At 71.8% G+C, this 16,758-nt stretch carries 14 protein-coding genes and 2 pseudogenes; 13 read left to right on the plus strand and 3 right to left on the minus strand.

What is annotated here, in order from left to right; translation table 11 throughout:
* The 5 genes and pseudogenes from HYV93_16660 to HYV93_16680 all read left to right on the plus strand — a co-directional run.
* Positions 1-409, plus strand: a 409-nt coding sequence (locus HYV93_16660) for an ABC transporter substrate-binding protein (protein MBI2527602.1), incomplete at its 5' end; no start/stop codon positions are given.
* Positions 410-493: 84 nt separating this feature from the next.
* A complete protein-coding gene (locus HYV93_16665) occupies positions 494-1,498 on the plus strand; it encodes an LLM class flavin-dependent oxidoreductase (GenBank protein MBI2527603.1) in 1,005 nt (334 codons plus the stop codon).
* A 26-nt stretch (positions 1,499-1,524) separates the two neighbouring features.
* Positions 1,525-3,825: pseudogene (locus HYV93_16670) on the plus strand (xanthine dehydrogenase family protein molybdopterin-binding subunit).
* Position 3,826: 1 nt separating this feature from the next.
* The gene (locus HYV93_16675; GenBank protein ID MBI2527604.1) at positions 3,827-4,318 is read left to right on the plus strand and encodes a (2Fe-2S)-binding protein; all 492 of its coding nucleotides are present in this window, start codon (positions 3,827-3,829) and stop codon (positions 4,316-4,318) included.
* The gene (locus HYV93_16680; GenBank protein ID MBI2527605.1) at positions 4,315-5,190 is read left to right on the plus strand and encodes a xanthine dehydrogenase family protein subunit M; all 876 of its coding nucleotides are present in this window, start codon (positions 4,315-4,317) and stop codon (positions 5,188-5,190) included. The genes HYV93_16675 and HYV93_16680 overlap by 4 nt, the downstream gene beginning before the upstream one ends.
* A gap of 42 nt (positions 5,191-5,232) precedes the next feature.
* Here the strand turns inward: HYV93_16680 and HYV93_16685 are convergent, their stop codons facing one another.
* Positions 5,233-6,339: an alpha/beta hydrolase gene (locus HYV93_16685; GenBank protein MBI2527606.1), complete on the minus strand. Its 1,107-nt coding sequence runs from the start codon at positions 6,337-6,339 to the stop codon at positions 5,233-5,235.
* Between the two features lie 47 nt (positions 6,340-6,386).
* Between HYV93_16685 and HYV93_16690 the strand changes: the two genes are divergently transcribed.
* The 3 genes and pseudogenes from HYV93_16690 (at position 6,387) to HYV93_16700 (ending at position 10,266) form a co-directional block, all read left to right on the plus strand.
* Entirely contained in the window at positions 6,387-7,466 is a 1,080-nt protein-coding gene (locus HYV93_16690) for an extracellular solute-binding protein (GenBank protein ID MBI2527607.1), read from the plus strand.
* Between the two features lie 13 nt (positions 7,467-7,479).
* Positions 7,480-9,199 (plus strand): annotated as a pseudogene (locus tag HYV93_16695) (iron ABC transporter permease).
* Positions 9,196-10,266, plus strand: a complete 1,071-nt coding sequence (locus HYV93_16700) for an ABC transporter ATP-binding protein (protein MBI2527608.1) — start codon at positions 9,196-9,198, stop codon at positions 10,264-10,266. Before HYV93_16695 ends, HYV93_16700 begins: the two are co-directional and overlap by 4 nt.
* 44 nt (positions 10,267-10,310) lie before the next feature.
* Here the strand turns inward: HYV93_16700 and HYV93_16705 are convergent, their stop codons facing one another.
* Together HYV93_16705 and HYV93_16710 are read right to left on the minus strand one after the other, a co-directional pair.
* A complete protein-coding gene (locus HYV93_16705) occupies positions 10,311-10,676 on the minus strand; it encodes a PIN domain-containing protein (protein MBI2527609.1) in 366 nt (121 codons plus the stop codon).
* Positions 10,630-10,881 carry a type II toxin-antitoxin system Phd/YefM family antitoxin gene (locus tag HYV93_16710; protein ID MBI2527610.1) on the minus strand — a complete coding sequence of 84 codons (252 nt, stop codon included), beginning with the start codon at positions 10,879-10,881 and terminating at the stop codon, positions 10,630-10,632. Before HYV93_16710 ends, HYV93_16705 begins: the two co-directional genes overlap by 47 nt.
* Before the next feature lie 280 nt (positions 10,882-11,161).
* Between HYV93_16710 and HYV93_16715 the strand changes: the two genes are divergently transcribed.
* The 5 genes from HYV93_16715 (at position 11,162) to HYV93_16735 (ending at position 16,750) form a co-directional block, all read left to right on the plus strand.
* Positions 11,162-11,332, plus strand: coding sequence for a hypothetical protein (locus HYV93_16715; GenBank protein ID MBI2527611.1), 171 nt, complete (start codon positions 11,162-11,164; stop codon positions 11,330-11,332).
* Positions 11,329-12,465, plus strand: coding sequence for a carbon-nitrogen hydrolase family protein (locus tag HYV93_16720; protein MBI2527612.1), 1,137 nt, complete (start codon positions 11,329-11,331; stop codon positions 12,463-12,465). Before HYV93_16715 ends, HYV93_16720 begins: the two co-directional genes overlap by 4 nt.
* A 76-nt stretch (positions 12,466-12,541) precedes the next feature.
* Positions 12,542-13,669, plus strand: coding sequence for a 2-hydroxyacyl-CoA dehydratase (locus tag HYV93_16725; protein MBI2527613.1), 1,128 nt, complete (start codon positions 12,542-12,544; stop codon positions 13,667-13,669).
* Positions 13,670-13,682: 13 nt separating this feature from the next.
* Positions 13,683-15,014, plus strand: coding sequence for a 2-hydroxyacyl-CoA dehydratase (locus tag HYV93_16730; protein MBI2527614.1), 1,332 nt, complete (start codon positions 13,683-13,685; stop codon positions 15,012-15,014).
* Complete coding sequence (locus HYV93_16735; protein ID MBI2527615.1) at positions 15,014-16,750, plus strand: hypothetical protein; 1,737 nt, start codon at positions 15,014-15,016, stop codon at positions 16,748-16,750. Before HYV93_16730 ends, HYV93_16735 begins: the two co-directional genes overlap by 1 nt.
* Positions 16,751-16,758: the final 8 nt, after the last annotated feature.

Genomic DNA, 16,758 nt, shown 5'->3' on the forward strand with positions numbered 1-16,758 from the left:
CACCCTGCCCGTCTACCTCTCGGGCGGCCAGACCCTCGCCACGCTCGGCAAGGTCGCCGGGCTCGACGTCCTCGAGGGTGTCTACATCCTCGGCTACACCATCCCCAACGCGCTCGAGGGCGACCCGCGGTCGCCGGCGCTCCAGGCCTTCGTCAAGAAGTTCAAGGAGCGCTTCCCCCAGTACGAGCCCGAGCGCGGCACCGCCCACGCCTACGACGCGGTCATGGTGCTGGCGGACGCCATCGCGCGCGCCCGGAGTGTCGAGGCTGAGGCGATCCGCAAGGCCCTCGCCGCCACCAGCTACAGCGGGCTCAGCGGGGACATCAAGTTCGACGGCAAGGGCCAGTCGCGGCCCGCGCTCTTCCTCACGCAGGTGCGGGACGGGCGACAGGTCGTCGTCGCGCGATGACCCGGTTCCGGGCGGGGACCCGACCCCCGGCGGCCGGGTCCCCGCCCGGGGCCTCCACCTGAGCCCAGAGAGAGGACGGAGCCCATGAAATTCACGCTGACGCTGTTCGGCACGCACCCGTTGGCCAAGCCGAGCCCGGAGAACTTCGCCGCGATCGAGACCCTCGCCAGGGCGGCGCGCGACCACGGGTTCGACATGGTCTGGGCCGGCCAGCACTACCTGGTCACGCACTTCCAGAAGTTCCAGCCGATCCCCGCGCTGTCCCGGGTCTCCGCCCACACCGGGAACATGTACCTCAACATCACCGACCTGCTTCCCCTCAATCACCCCGTGCGGCTGGCGGAGGAGCTGGCGTCCATGGACGCCATGACGGGCGGCCGCATGGTGCTCACGGCCGCGCTGGGCTATGCCGACCACGAGTTCGCCTCCTTCGGGGTGCCCAAGAGCGAGCGCCTCGCCCGTTTCCTCGAGGCGGTGGAGGTGATCAAGCGCCTCTGGACCGAGGACGCCGTGACCTTCAAGGGGCGCTTCTTCACCCTCGACGGGGTCACCATGAACCCGAAGCCCGTCCAGAAGCCGCGCCCGCCCATCTGGATGACCGCCGACAACTCCAAGGGCGTGATCCGGACGGCGCGGCACGGGGATGTCTGGCTCATGTCCTCGCACAATCGGATCGCCGAGCTCAAGGAGTTCATCGCCCTCTACGAGGAGCACGGGGGCGGCGGGCGCCGGGACTTCCACGACATCGGGATCAACCGCCCGCTCATGCGCGTCACCTTCATCGCGCCCACCCTCAAGGAAGCCATCGACGAGGCCCGCCCGCACATCGAGAAATTCTGGCGCGACTACTACGGCACGATGAACCAGGCCAGCGAGATGAATTCGTCGGACGACTTCTCGCAGCCCTTCGAGAAGCTCTGGCAGGACCGCTTCCTCCTGGCCGACCCCTCGCGCTGCGCCGAGGAGATCGCCCGTTACCGCGAGGAGCTCGGGATCGACTGCCTGCACTTCAACCTCTCGGGAGCGCTGGAGCAGCAGCTCAGGAGCATCACGCTCCTGAGCACCAAGGTGTTCCCGCGCTTCCGCTGAGGTCCGCGGTGATCGGCGCGCGGACCCGCCGCAAGGAGGATCCCCGGCTCCTCCGGGGCCAGGGGTGCTACGTGGACGACGTCCGGCTGCCGGGTGCCGTCCACATGGCGGTGCTGAGGAGCCCCCACGCCCACGCCAGGCTCGGCGCGGTCCGGACCGAGCGGGCCGCCCGCGCGCCGGGCGTCCTGGCCGTGCTGACCTTTGCCGACGTGGCGCCGCACATCCGGCCGATGGTCACGCCGAGCGAGGCGGTGCCGGTGCCCACGGCCTTGCGCGAGAACGGCACCACGCTGGTCCGGGACCACCGGCGCCACGTCCTGGCCGCGGAGATCGTGCGGTACGTGGGGGAGCCGCTCGCAGTGGTGGTGGCGGCCGACCGCTCCCTTGCCGAGAGCGCGCTCGAGGAGATCGACGTCGACTACGACCCCCTCCCCGTGGTGGCCACCCTCGAGCAAGCCCTCGCGCCGGGCGCCCCGCTGCTGCACCCGGAGTGGAGCGACAACGTGGCGGTCCGCGTGCAGGTCAGCCGGGGCGGCGTGGACGCCGCCCTCCGCGCGGCGCCCGTTCGGGTCCGCGGGTCCTTCCACGTCGGCCGGCACACCGGCATGCCCATCGAGACCCGCGGGGCGGTGGCCCACCTCGACCCGGCGCGCAACCGGCTCGACGTCTGGGCCTCCGGCCAGTCGGCGCACCGGCTCCGGGAGGTGCTCTGCGCCGCCCTTGGGCTCGCGCGCGAGGAGGTTCACGTCCGGATCCCGGACGTCGGGGGGGCGTTCGGGCAGAAGGGCGCTTCCTACCCCGAAGAGATCCTGGTCGCCCACCTCGCGCGGCGCCTCGGCCGGCCGGTCAAGTGGATCGAGGACCGGCGCGAGCACTTCCTCGGCAGCACGCACGCCCGGGACCAGTGGCACGAGGTCGAGGCGGGCGCCACGCAGGACGGGCGAATCCTGGCGATCCGGAACCGGATCGTGCTCGACAGCGGCGCCTTCAACCTCCGCGGGATCGTGCTGCCCCACAACACCGTCGCCCACTTCCTCGGGCCGTACCGGGTCCCGGAGTACGACCTCGAGGCGCGCACCGTCGTCACGAACAAGGTGCCGCTGAGTCCCACGCGGGGCACCGGGCGGCCCGAGGCCACCTTCGTGATGACCCGCGTCCTGGATCTCGTCGCCGGCGCCACGGGGATCGACCCCGCCGAGGTGCGGCTCAAGAACCTCGTCTCGCCGGCGGAGATGCCGTACAGCGTCGGCATGCTCTACCGGGATGGCGTCCCGCTCGTCTACGACTACGGCGACTACCCCGAAGCCCTTCGCCGGGTGCTCCGACGCATCGACTACGACGGCTTCCGCGCCGAGCAGCCGGCGCTCCGGGCGCAAGGGATCCACCGCGGCGTCGGCAGCGCGGTCTTCATCGAGGGCACCGGCTTCGGCGCAGGCGAGTGGGCACGCGTTCGCGTCGAGCCGTCAGGGCAGGTGGTCGTGGCGAGTGGCGCCACCTCCCAGGGGCAGTCGCACGAGACCACGCTCGCGCAGATCTGCGCGGCCTGCCTCGGCGTGCCCATCGAGCGCGTGGACGTCCAGGGGGGCGACACCGACGCGATCACCCGCGGCGAGGGCACCTTCGCCAGCCGCACGATCGTGGCGGCCGGCAACGCGGTGGCCGGCGCGGCGCGGGGGGTCCGGGAGCGGGCGCTCGCCCTGGCCGCGAGCCGGCTGGGAGCCTCTCCGGCCGTGCTCGAGCTCCGGGACGGCATGGTCCGCGCCCCCGGCGGGGCCACCGTCTCCCTGGCCGAGCTCGCCGGCGCGGCCGGGCCGGAGGCGCCGCTCGACCTCACCGACCACTTCACGCCCGAGACCGTCACCTTCTCCTACGGGGCGCATGCCGCGATCGTCGAGGTGGACGTCGAGACCTGCCAGGTGCGCGTCGCGCGCTATGCCGCCGTGGACGACTGCGGCCTCGTGATCAACCCCACGGTGGTGGAGGGGCAGCTCCAGGGCGGCATTGCCCAGGGGATCGGCGGCGCGCTCTACGAGGAGCTGGTCTACGACGGCGAGGGCCAGCTGCTCACCGGGAGTTTCATGGACTACCTCCTCCCCAGCGCGGCCGAGGTGCCCACGCCAGCGCTCGAGCCGATGGTCACGGAATCGCCCCGTAACCCGCTCGGCGTGCGGGGGGTGGGCGAGGGCGGCGCCATCCCCCCGATGGCCGTGATTGCCAGCGCCGTGGACGACGCGCTGGCCCCCTTCGGGATCCACATCACGGAGACGCCCGTCACCCCCGAGCGCCTGTTCCAGCTCCTGCGCCGGGCCCGGGCGGGTGGGGGGTGAGGTGAGCGGCCACCGCGTCTCCGTCCGGATCAACGGCCGGCGCCACGAGGCCGACGTCGAGCCGCACCGGCTCCTCAGCGACTTCCTCCGGGAGGAGTGCGGGCTCACGGGCACGCATGTGGGCTGCGAGCATGGGGTGTGCGGGGCGTGCACGATCCTGCTGGACGGGGCCCCCGCCCGGGCCTGTCTCCTCTTCGCCATCCAGGCGGACGGCGCCGAGATCGAGACGGTCGAGGGGCTGGCGGCTGATGACCGGCTCCACCCGCTCCAGGAGGCGTTCTGGGAGCACCACGCGCTCCAGTGCGGGTTCTGCACGCCCGGCTTTCTCATGACGGCGGTGGCGCTGCTCCGCGAGCGGCCGGATCCCTCGGAGGCCGAGGTGCGCGAAGGCCTCTCGGGCAACCTCTGCCGCTGCACCGGCTACGCCAACATCGTCCGCGCCGTCCTGGCCGCTGCCGATCGGTTGCGCACCACAGGCACGGGGACCGCGTGAAGCCTGCCCCCTTCACCTATCACGCCCCGGCCAGTCTCGAGGAGGCCCTGTCGCTCCTCGCGCGCCATCGCGGGGAGGCCAAGGTGCTCGCAGGCGGCCAGAGCCTGGTGCCGCTGATGAACTTCCGCCTGGCCCGTCCGGCGCAGGTGGTGGACCTCAACGGGCTTCGCACGCTGGCCGGTATCCGTGAGGCCGACGGCATGCTCTGCCTGGGCGCCATGACCCGCCAGCACGCCATCGAGCGCTCCCCGGTGGTGCGCCGCCTCTGCCCACTCCTGGCCGAAGCCACGGCCCTGATCGGGCACCCCGCCATCCGCTCACGGGGCACCATCGGTGGGAGCCTCGCTCACGCCGATCCCGCTGCCGAGTACCCGACCGTCCTCGCCACCCTCGAGGGCACCGTGGTCGCCCGCAGCCTCGCCGGCGAGCGGACGCTGACGGCCGAGAGCCTCTTCGCCGGCTATCTCGCCACGCGCCTCGAGCCGGACGAGATCCTGGTCGAGGTGCGCCTGCCGCTTCCGCCGCGCCGCCACGGCTGGGCCTTCGAGGAGGTGAGCCGCCGTCACGGCGACTTCGCGCTGGTCGCTGTCGCCGCCCTCGTCGCGGTGGAGGACGGGCGGTGCGCCCGCGTCCGGCTCGCCGCCGGCGGCGTGGGCCCGGCCCCGCAGCGGCTCCGTCGCGCGGAAGAGACCCTCGAAGGTCGCGGGCCGGGCGAGGCCGAGATCCGCGAGGCCGCATCACTCGCGGCGGCGGACCTCGCGCCCGAGAGCGATCTGCACGCCTCGGCCGACTTCCGACGCCACCTGGCCGGCGTGCTCACGGCCCGCGCGCTCCGTCGCGCCGTCCGGCTCGCGATCGAGCTCGCCCCCTAGGCCCTCGACCGTCCCTCGTCCGGAGTGCGTCGAGCTGGATGGTCAGCCCGCGCCGGGGCGCCCCAGGAAGTCGCGGACGACGCGGAGGAACTCGGCCAGGCGGTCGTGGTGGAGCCAGTGCCCCGCTCCCTCGAGGCCGACGACGGTGGCGTGGCGGAAGGGCCGGGCGCGGCCGTCCTCGACGGGATCGCCGGAGGGGCTCTCCTTGCCCCAGAGGAGGAGCGTGGGGCAGGCGATGCGCGACCAGAGCTGTGCGATGTCCCGGCTGCTCATGTCGTACGGGGGCCAGGCGCGCACGTAGTTGTCGAACTTCCAGCTGTAGGTGCCGTCCTCGTTCTGGTTGACGCCCTGCGCGGTGAGGTGCCGCGCCTGCGCGGCGGAGAGATGCGGGTTCTCCTCCTGCATGCGGCGGAAGGCGTCCTCGATGGAGGCGTAGCGCCGGGGCAGCCGGCCGGCGAAGGCGCGCTGCTCGCGGATCCACTCGTCCATGCGCTCGGCGATGCTCCGGGCGCGGCGCTCGGCGAGCGCGGGCGCCGAGGGGCCGAGCCCCTCGATGGCCACCAGGCGAGCCACCGCCTCGGGGTAGACGCCGGCATAGCGGAGCGCGATGTTGCCGCCGAGGGAGTGGGCGATGATCGTGACCGGCGCCAGCCGCTGCTGGTGGATGAGCTGGGCCAGGTCGTAGATATAGCCGGCCATGGTGTAGCTGCCGTCCGGCGACCACTGGCTGTCTCCATGCCCCCGGAGGTCGGGGGCGATGACGTGCCACTCCTCGCGGAGCGCCTCCGCCGTCCAGTCCCAGTTCCGGCAATGGTCGCGTCCCCCGTGCAGGAGGAGCAGCGGCGGCCGGTCGGGGTTGCCCCAGTCCACGTAGTGCAGCCGTAGCCGCTGGGAGAAGTAGCTCCGCGAGGTGGGCCCGGGCGTGGTGAACAGGCCGAGGTTGGCGGTCAATGGCAGCTCCTTTCGCTCCGCATCTCCCGGGAGGCTACCACATCCGCCGGACCGTCGAACCCTGACGAGGTGGGGCAGAGAGAGCGCGCTGGCGGCCGGGGCCGGGCGCCAGGCGGGGCGCCCGCCTGCCGCCGGCGCTCGCGAGTCGAGGCTTGACGGGTGGCGGGGCCTGGCCCCATGATCCGCGGCGGGGAGCATCACGGCCTGGCCAACCGCAGCGCGTCATGAAGGAGGACCGACCCGTCATGCGCATCCACCATCAGTCGCCCAGCCGCCCGTCCCTGCCCGGTCCCCGCGCGACGCTCATCCTCGTGGCCGCCGTCGTGGCGCTGCTGGCTTCCGGCATGCCGGCGGCCGCCTTCGAGGGGGAGAAGGAGCTCCACGAGGGGGCCAGGAAGGAGAAGGCCTTCACCTGGTACACCGCGCACTACGACTCGGAGTCGGCGGCCGCCATCTGCAACGGCTTCGAGCAGAAGTACCCGGGGGTCAAGTGCAACTACGTCCGCACCACGGCCCAGGTCGCCTATCAGCGGCTGGCCCAGGACCAGAAGGCGGGGCTCGCCGTGGCCTCCGTGATCAGCTCCACCGACCAGGGGCATTACGGCCGCATGAAGCAGGACGGCTGGCTCATGAAGTACCGGCCGCGGAGCCTCAGCGAGCTGGTCGACGCCTTCAAGGCGTTCAACGATCCCGACGACACCTTCTTCGCCACGGCGGCCGGGCTGGTGCTCATCACCTACAACACGACCGTCGTGCCCGAGGCGGCGGCGCCGAAGAAGTGGACGGATCTCCTCGACCCCAGGTGGAAGGGCAAGCTCTCCATCGGCCACCCGGGCTTCAGTGGCTACGTCGGCACCTGGGTGGTGCAGATGCGCAAGCTCTACGGCTGGGACTACTTCAAGAAGATGGAGCTGAACAAGCCCCGGATCGGCCGCTCCATCAACGACACCGTGACCATGCTCAACGCCAAGGAGAGCTGGGTGGCCTCGGGGCCCTCGGGCACGACGCTGCAGAGCCGGGACAAGGGTAACCCGCTGGCGGTGGTCTACCCCGAGGACGGCGCTGTCCTCATGGTCTCGCCCTCGGGCATCCTGAAGAATGCGCCGGCCCCCAATGCCGCCAAGCTCTTCATGGAGTTTCTCTTCAGCAAGGAGTGCAACGACATCGTCGTCAAGTACCGCGGCGACTCGATCAACAAGCACGTCAAGCCCCTGCCGGGCGCCAAGCCGCTCACCGAGGTGAAGACGATCCGGCCGACCTACGAGGAGATCCTCAAGGGCATCCCGGAGGTCAAGGAGCAGTTCCGCGACACCTTCGGCATCTGAGCCGCTGGCGCGCATGGCCGCCCCGCAGACCGAGGTCCTGACGGACGTCGCGCGGGCCGGGGCCCTGCCCGCCCGCCGGCTCGGCTGGCGGCAGCGCTGGCGCCACCTCGACAAGTCTCTCTTCCTCTGGCTCCTCCTCATCGGCGTGCTCCTGGTGCTCGTGGTCAACCCGCTGGCGCGGCTCCTCTGGGTGAGCGTCCAGCACGTCGACACGGGCGCGCTGACGCTCGAGAACTACGCCGCCGCCTATGGCCGCTGGCGCTACCTCGAGGCGCTGGTCAACTCGCTGGTGCTGGGGCTGTCCGTGGCCGTGGTCTGCACGCTCTTCGGCGTGCCCATGGCGTGGGCGGTGTCCCACCTTCATCGTGCCCTCGTACCTGGGCGCGGTGGCCTGGATCCTCCTGGCGGGCCCCAACGCCGGGTGGCTCAACCGCGCGTACATGTCGCTCACCGGGGCGGCGGCGGGGCCCTTCAACATCTACAGCATGGCGGGGCTCGTGCTGATCGTCGCCGCGTACTCCTTCCCGTACATGTTCGTGTTCACGCGCTCGGCGCTCGATCTCATCTCCTCCGAGATGGAGGACGCGGCCCACACCCTCGGCGCAGGGGTGCTCCGCACGACGCTCCGGGTCACGCTGCCGCTGACGCTGCCCGCCATCCTGGCCGCCGTCATCGTGGTCTTCCTCGAGGCCATCGCGCTGTTCGGCGCCCCCGCCCTCATCGCGCTGCCGGGACGCTTCCAGGTGATCACGACCATGCTCTGGCAGTTCTTCGAGTTCCCGCCCAAGCTCGAGGTGGCCGCGGCCTACTCGATGCCGCTGCTCGCCATCACGGTGGCGCTGTTCTGGCTGCAGCGCCGCCTGACGGCGCGCAAGGGGTATGTGGCCCTGACGGGGAAGGGGGGCGAGCGCAGGCCGCTCCGCCTGGGCCCGTGGCGCTGGGTGATGCTCGGCTACTGCCTCTTCGTGACCTCGCTCTCCTTCTTCCTGCCCATGGTGGTGGTGCTCCAGGCGGCCCTGGCGAAAGCCTGGGGCCGAGGCTTTGCGCTGGACAATCTCACCCTGCACAATCTGCGCTTCGTCCTCGTGGACCAACCCCTCACGAAGGCGGCCACGCTGCACACCTTCCTGTACGGGGCGACGGCCTCGGTGATCGCGCTGGCGCTGGCGCTGGCGGTCGCCTACATCGTCCAGCGCCAGCTGGTGCCCTTCGGGCAGGCGCTGTCCTTCCTGGCCATGGCGCCGTTCGTGATCCCGGGGATCGTGCTGGCCATCGGCTTCTACGCGGCCTACACCCGGCCGCCGCTCCTGATCTACGGCACCGCCTGGATCCTGATCCTGGCCTTCGCGACCCGCTTCCTGCCCATCGCCTACGCCAACAGCGCCGCCGCCATCCGGGGCATCAACCCGGAGCTGGAGGACGCGGTGCGCATCCTGGGCGGCCGGCGCCTCATGGCGATCCGGCGGGTCGTGATGCCGCTGCTCAAGCGGGGGCTGGCGGGGGCCTTCATCCTGGTCTTCATCCCGGCCACCCGGGAGCTGAGCGCGGCGATCTTCCTCTACACGACGGGGACACAGGTGCTCTCGGTGCTCCTCTTCGACAAGAGCGACGAGGGCAACTTCGAGATTCTCGCCTCCATCGGGCTCATCCTCGTGGTGATCACGGTCTCGCTGGTGATGCTCGGCTTCCGGCTCGTGGGGCGCGACTTCATGCTCCGACGGACCTCGGCGTGAGCAAGCTCGTCCTCCGCAACGTGAGCCGCGCCTTCGGGAGCGTCCTGGCCGTGGACGACTTCTCCCTGGCGCTCGAGCCGGGCGAGTTCGTCTCCCTGCTGGGGCCGTCCGGCTGCGGGAAGACCACCACGCTCCGCGTGATCGCGGGCTTCCTCGATCCCACCCTGGGCACCATCGAGATGGACGGGGAGGTGATCTCCTCGCCCGGCTCCTCGCTGCCGCCCGAGAAGCGTGGGATGTCCATGATCTTCCAGAGCTACGCCATCTGGCCCAACATGACCGTGGCCGAGAACGTGGCCTTCGGCCTGCAGGTCCGCCGCTTCTCTCGCGCAGACACCCGCGCGAAGGTGGAGCAGATCCTGGACGTGGTCCAGATGCGGCACCTGCGCGATCGCTACCCCGCCGAGCTGTCCGGGGGCCAGCAGCAGCGTGTCGCGCTGGCGCGCGCCATCGTGGTCCAGCCGGCCGTGCTGCTGCTGGACGAGCCCCTGTCCAATCTCGACGCCAACCTCCGGGAGGAGATGCGCTACGAGATCCGCCGGCTCCACGACGAGTTCCACATCACGACGGTGTACGTCACCCACGACCAGGCCGAGGCCATGGTGACCTCCGACAGGATCGCCGTGATGAACCAGGGGCGGATCGAGCAGGTGGACGAGCCGCGCGCGCTCTACGCGCGGCCGCGCACGCGCTTCGTGGCCGGCTTCATCGGGCGCACCAATTTCCTCGACGGCGAGGTGCGCGACGGCGAGGTGGCCTTCGACCGCTTCGCCATCCGGCTCGACCAGTTCGAGGAGCCCGCCGCGCTCAGCGGGCGGGTCGCCTTCTCGCTGAGGCCGCAGAGCATCCGCCTGCTGCGTCAGGCGCCTGCCGTCGCCGCTGACCGGAGCGTGATCCCGGGTCGCATCGTCCAGCGCGCCTATCTGGGCGAGCACTGGGACTACGCCGTCCGGCCCGGTGAGAGCGCGCTCACGCTGCGGGTGACGGCACGCCCGCACGAGGTCTTCGAGGTGGGCGAGGCGGTGTGGCTCGAGGTGGATCCGAGGCAGATGGCGCATCTCCGCTGAGGGCGGCCGGGGCCACTCCCCCGCTCCGTTCGGCAGCCCGGGCCTCAGCCTCTGGCCAGGGGCACCTGCCGCGACGCGCGGATCCGCCGGTCCCGCGTCACGAGGGGGACCCGGTGGACGATGCTCGTGGCTGCCACGATCTCGTCCACCGGATCGCCACGGAAGTCCAGGTCGCGAATCGCCCGGCAGACATCGAGGGTGATGGGCCAGACATGGAGACGGGCCAGGGCCCGGGCCAGATCGGCGTCGTCGAGGTCCAGCTCGATCCGCCCGAGCTCGGCCAGCTTGCCGATCTCCCAGATGACGATCCCGGAGATGCTCCACGGCTCCCGCTCGAGCAGAGCCGTCTCGCGCCGGGTGAGGTCACCGGTGAGGGCGTGGAGGAGGATGTGGGTGTCGAGATTGAGCATTCCACCGGAGTCCGGTGGAGAGGAGGCCGCCCTTGATCCGGATCTTGCCCCTGAGGCTGCCGATGAGCGAGGCGGACTCGGCGCCGAGGGGGACGAGCCTGGCGACGGGCTTGCCGTGCTTGGTGATGACGATGCCCTCCGGGGTCACCCGATCGAGCAGCGCCAGGCACTGAGCCTTGAACTTGGCCGCCGGCATGGTCTTCATGGCCGCATTCTACGACTGGTCACGTTTTGTGTCCACTGGCGGTCCGCCCTGGCGGTCGGGGCGGACTGCTCCCCTGAGCGGTCCCGTGACAACCCGCGCCTCGCGGGACAGCCTGGCCCAGGAGCCGCGCGAGCCTCGACCCGGGCTCGGTCCGGGGTGCCAGGGCCGGAGGCCGGCGGGGCGGTGATATGATCGCCGCGCCGGCCGACGCGGTGGTATCCCGGCTACGCCCAGGCCGGTGGCGGGGTGCGGGATGACGGGGTGCAGCGGGGGGGGTGCGATGGCGAAGGCGCTGAGGACCGAGGTGGCAGGAGCGTGTGGCGGCGTGCCGATCACCTTCCTGGTGCTCGGGCTCACGGCCGCCGAGATCGCCCCCATGCTCAAGGCCAATCCGGCGCGGCTCCTGGGCCTCGACGAGCCCGCGCCGGCGGCGGGCGGCAGCCCTCGATGAGCGACCCCTGGCCCGTCTTCACGGCGGCGGCGGTGCAGGCGGCGCCCGTGTATCTCGACCGCGAGGCGACGGTGGACAAGGCCTGCGCGCTGATCCGCGAGGCCGGACAGGCGGGGGCGCGACTGGTCGCCTTTCCCGAGGTCTTCATCCCGGGCTTCCCCCACTGGATCTATCTCGATCGGCCCCAGGCCAACGAGCATCACTTCGTGGAGCTGGTGCGCGGGGCGGTCGAGGTGCCCGGCCCCGCCACCGAGCGCCTCGGTCAGGCGGCGCGGGCGGCCGGGCTCCACGTGGTGATCGGGGTCAACGAGCGGAGCCCGCGGAGCATGGGGGAGCTGTTCAACACCAACCTCCTCTTCGGGCCCGACGGCACGCTGCTGGGGCGGCATCGCAAGCTGATGCCGACCTATGCCGAGAAGATGATCTGGAGCTTCGGCGATGGCTCGACGCTGCGCACCTACGACACCGCGCTGGGGCGTCTCGGCACCCTCTGCTGTGGGGAGAACACCAACCCGCTGGCCCGCTTCGCCCTCATCGCCCAGGGCGAGCAGGTCCACGTGGCCAACTACCCCGCGCGGCCGGCGGGGGACGCCTATGACCTGGCGCGGGCCATCGAGATCCGCGCCGCGGCGCATGCCTTCGAGGGCAAGTGCTTCGTCGTCGTGGCGGGGAGCCTCATCAGCGCTCCCATGCGGGACAGGCTCGGGGACACCCCCGAGAAGCGCCGGCTCCTCGGCGCGGGCAGCGCCACCTTCACGGGCATCCTCGGCCCCGACGGCCGGGTGCTGGCGGGGCCCGCGGCGCCGGACCGGGAGGAGATCGTCTACGGCAAGATCGACCTCGAGGCGATCATCAGGCCCAAGCTCTTCCACGACGTGGCCGGCAACTACAACCGTTTCGACGTGCTGGCGCTCCAGCTGAACCGCGCTCCGCTGGCGGCGATCCGCGAGGGACAGCCGGCGCATGCCGGGGCCGGGGGCCCTGAGCTCGGGCCGCTGCTGGATGAGCTGCGGCGCCGGGTGGACTCGGCCTCCCACGCCGAGCTCAAGGCGCTGGTCGGATCGTTCCTCGCCGCAGCTCAGCCGGTGCAGCTGGCTCATGGGGGTGAGCCAATCGGAGGATTGCAACCGTAGGGGATTGGACGGTCACTGAGGGAGCTGCCGCGGGATTGCCGCAGGCGCCATCCGAACGGGTAGCCGGAGGTGACTCATGGGGCTTCAGGGCCTCGCCAGGGCGAGGGAGCTGTACGAGCGGCGGGATCAGCGGGCCCGCGAGCTCAAGGCCGAGGGCAAGACGGTCGTCGGCTATCTCTGCTACTTCGCCCCGCCGGAGATCCTGGAGGCGGCCGGCTGCGTGCCGTACCGGATCCGCGGCGATGTGAGGCAGCCTGTCACCCGCGCGGACGAGTACGTGGAGCCCTACGGCTGCCCATTCGTCCGGAACACCTTCGACCTGGCCGTGAAGGGCCGCTACGACTTCCTCGACGGGCTCGTCATGTCCCATGCCTGCGACAGCGTGCAGCGCATGTACGGCATCTGGACGCACTACAAGCCTCTGGCCTTCAGCCACATGGTCAATGTCCCCCACACGATCACCCCCGCCTCGGAGCGCTTCTTCAGGCGGGAGCTCGAGTTCCTCATGGAGCGCGTCGGCGCGCTTGCCGGCCGCCCCGTCGAGGCCGACGCCCTGCGCGACAGCATCGCCTGCTACAACCGCACGCGGGAGCTGACGCGGGAGCTCTACGCGCTCCGCAAGACCGCCCCGCCCCGCATCTCGGGCACCGAGCTGCTCGAGGTCCTGATCGCCGGCAGCGGTCTCCCGGCGGCGGAGTTCGAGACACTGCTCCGCGAGGTCCGGGCCGAGGTGACCGCGCGCGCCCCGGGCGCCGGGGCGACGCGCGCGCGGCTCCTCTTCTACGGCTGCATCAACGACGACGTGACGCTGGTCCGCCTCATCGAGGAGTGCGCCGCGCATGTGGTGATGGACGACACCTGCATCGGGGCGCGGGGGATGCTCGGGACGGTGCCGGACGGCGACGATCCGCTGGGCGGCTTCGTGCAGTACTACTTCCGCGGCTTCCAGTGCCCCCGCACCTACCGGGGCACCGACCTGTCGCGCTTCGACTACGTGGTGGACGCGGCGCGCGAGTACGGCGCTCGGGGCGTCGTCCTCTACATGCTGTCCTTCTGCGACCCCCACAAGTTCGACCTCGTGGACGTGCGCCGGCACCTGGAGGCGGCGGGGCTCGCGAGCCTCGTCCTCGAGGACGACTACACGCTGGCGAATCTCGAGTCCATGCGGACCCGGATCCAGGCCTTCGTGGAGATGCTCGCCTGAGCGGGAGGGAGCGATGACCGAGCTGCGCCGAGCGACCAAGTCGCTGGACACCACGCGCCGCGCGAAGGAGCTCCTGCGGGGCTTCTACAACCGCGCCGAGGGCCGGCGGCCGGGGGAGGCGCTGGCCTGGTGCATGGCCGGGGTGTCCTCCGAGCTGCTCCACGCCTTCGACCTGCCCTGGGAATGGCCCGAGAACTTCGGCACGCTCTGCGCCTCGCGCGGGGTGGCGACCGGCTTCTGCGAGCAGGCCGAGGGCGACGGCTTCTCCCAGGACCTCTGCTCCTACGTCCGCAACAACCTGGGCTACGTCAGCCGCATGGCCGAGCTGGGCCGGGTGCCGCCCGAGACCCCGCGCGGGGGCATGGGCACGGCGACCATGCTGCTGGGCTCGGGAGCCCTCTGCGACCCGCGCACCAAGTGGTTCCAGTCGCTGGCCTCGCGCTACCTGCCGCTGCCGGTCTTCCACATCGACCCCCTGAGCCCGCCCCACGACGTGAACGTGGACGACCCGCGCATCGAGGCCCACTACAAGGAGCTCCTGAGAGAAACCCTCCACGAGCAGGTGGCCTTCCTGGAGCGGCAGACCGAGCGTCCCCTGGATCAGGAGCGGCTGCGCGCGGCCCTCGGCCATGCCCAGGAGATGATCGCGCTGCTCTGGGAGATCCACGACCTGCGCCGGGCCGTGCCCTCTCCCATGGGCTCCGAGGACTTCTTCACCGGCTGCGTGGTGCCGTTGCTCTTCATGCTGGGCCAGCGGGAGGCGGCGGAGTACTTCCGCGCCCTCCGCGACGAGGTGCGCGACCGCGTGAGCCGCGGGATCGGGGTGATCGCGGAGGAGCGCTTCCGGCTCCTGTGGATGGGCATCCCACCCTGGTACAACCTCGGCTTCTTCAACGCCGTCGGCGCGCTGGGCGCCGTCTTCCCCATCGAGACCGTGTACTTCGTCGGGGCGCCGGTGGAGATCGACCTCGGGGGCGATCCCGTGGAGGCGCTGGTGGACAGGACCTGGAAACGGGCGGTGTGGATCCACCGCTGGGGCGCCGAGATCATCCCGGAGAACCTGAGCCCCTCCGGCTTCTCTCAGCCGGGCACCCGCCTCGTCCGGCAATGGGTCCGCGACTACCGTCTCGACGGGGCGGTGATGCATCGGACACGCTCCTGTCGCGCGGTGAGCTGGGGGCAGGTGCACATCAAGAACCAGGTCGCGGAGGAGGGCATCCCCTCGCTCATCATCGAGAGTGACATGGCCGATCCCCGGAGCTGGGCCGACTCGATCATCATGGGGCAGGTGCGGGGCTTCCTCGATGCCATCGCCGCGAGCCGTCGCTCCGGCGCCAGGGCGTGATGGCGGCTGGCTCCGACCTCCTGGTCGCCGGCGTGGACGTGGGCTCCACGCTGACCAAGGTCGTGGTCCACAACGGCGAGTTCCTCGCCTCCGTCACCGACCGCACCGAGGTGGACTATGTGGGGGCCGCCGCCCGGTTGCTCGGGCGGGCGCTGGACCGCGCCGGGCTCACCCCGGGGGACCTGGCCTGCGTGGTGGCCACGGGCTATGGCCGGCGCCGCATCCCCTTCGCCAGCCGCGAGATCACCGAGATCACCTGCCATGCGCGCGGGGTGCGGGAACTGTTCCCGGAGGCCCGGACCGTGATCGACGTGGGCGGCCAGGACGCCAAGGGGATGAAGCTCGCCCCCACGGGCAAGGTCGTGGACTTCGTGATGAACGACAAGTGCGCGGCCGGGACGGGGCGCTTCCTGGAGGTCATGGCGGCCTCTCTCGGCCTGGGCGTGGACGAGCTCGGCGCCCGCGGCGTCGGCTCCGCCACTCCTGCCGCCGTCTCGAGCGTCTGCACGGTGTTCGCGGAGCAGGAGGTGGCGCAGCATCTGGCCTCGGATGTCCCCGTGGAGGACGTGCTGGCAGGGCTTCACGCCGCGCTGGCCTCGCGCATCCTCGTGATGGTGAGGCGCCTCGGCATCGAGCGCCAGGTGGTGCTCACGGGAGGCTGCGCCCGGAACCCGGCCCTGGTCCGCGCCCTCGAGGAGCGGCTGCGGACGCCCATCCTCACCCCGCTCGAGCCTCTGCTCACGGGGGCCCTCGGCGCCGCGCTCCTGGGCCGTGAGGCCCTGCAGCGCGGCGAGCTGCCGGCGGCGCCTCCCGCTCTCGATGCCGAGGCCGGGGCCGCCGTGAGGGCGCCCGGCGCCCACGTGGCCCGCGAGGCGGAGGCGCGCGCCGAGGCCTTCTCGATCCGGGCGCGCGCTCGCCCGCGGGGCTTCGAGGCCGAGTTCGTCCTCCCCGCGGGGGAGCGCCTCCTCGCCGACCCCGTCGCGGGCGTGGACGTGGGAGCGCTCTTCACCAAGGCCGCGGTGGTGGCCGGGGGGCGCGTTCACGTCACAGCGCTTCCGTCCGATGGCAAGTACGGGGCCGTGGCCGAGCGGGCGCTCGCAGGCGCCCTCGGTCGGGCCGGCCTGAGCCGGGACGCCCTGGCCGGGGTCGTTGCCACGGGGCTTGGCGCCTCGCATGTCCGCCACGCGCGGCCGCAGAGCGAGATCTCGTGTCTGGCCCGCGGCATCGGGCGGCTCTTCCCCGACGCCGGGCAGGTGATCGATATCGGCGCCCACGGCACCCGGGTCATCCGCCTCGCCGGGCCGGGCGTCGTGGGGGATTTCTCGGTGAGCGGCCAGTGCGCGGCCGGCAGCGCCCGGATCCTCGAGGTCGTGGCGCATCTGCTCGGCGTGGAGATCGGCGAGCTGGGCGGGCTCTCGCTCGCCTCCCGGGTCCCCGCCGACTACTCGGCGGGCTGCGCCGTCTTCGCCGAGACCGAGGCCATCTCGCTGCTGACGCGCGGCGTGTCGCGCGAGGATCTCCTGGCCGGGCTTCATCGCTCACTCGCCGAGAAGATCGGGGCCATGGTCAGGGGTCGGGGCGCCACGGGCCCGGCTGCCGTGGCCGGGGGCGGAGCCAAGGACGCGGGGCTCCGGGCCTGGCTCGAGGCCACTCTCGGGCGCCTCCTCGTGCCGCCTGAGCCAATGGCCGTGGCGGCCCTGGGCGGAGCACTCCTGGCCGCGGACGGGGAGCGGTAGCTCCCGCG

The organism is Candidatus Rokuibacteriota bacterium (assembly GCA_016188005.1).
Taxonomy (GTDB): domain Bacteria; phylum Methylomirabilota; class Methylomirabilia; order Rokubacteriales; family CSP1-6; genus UBA12499.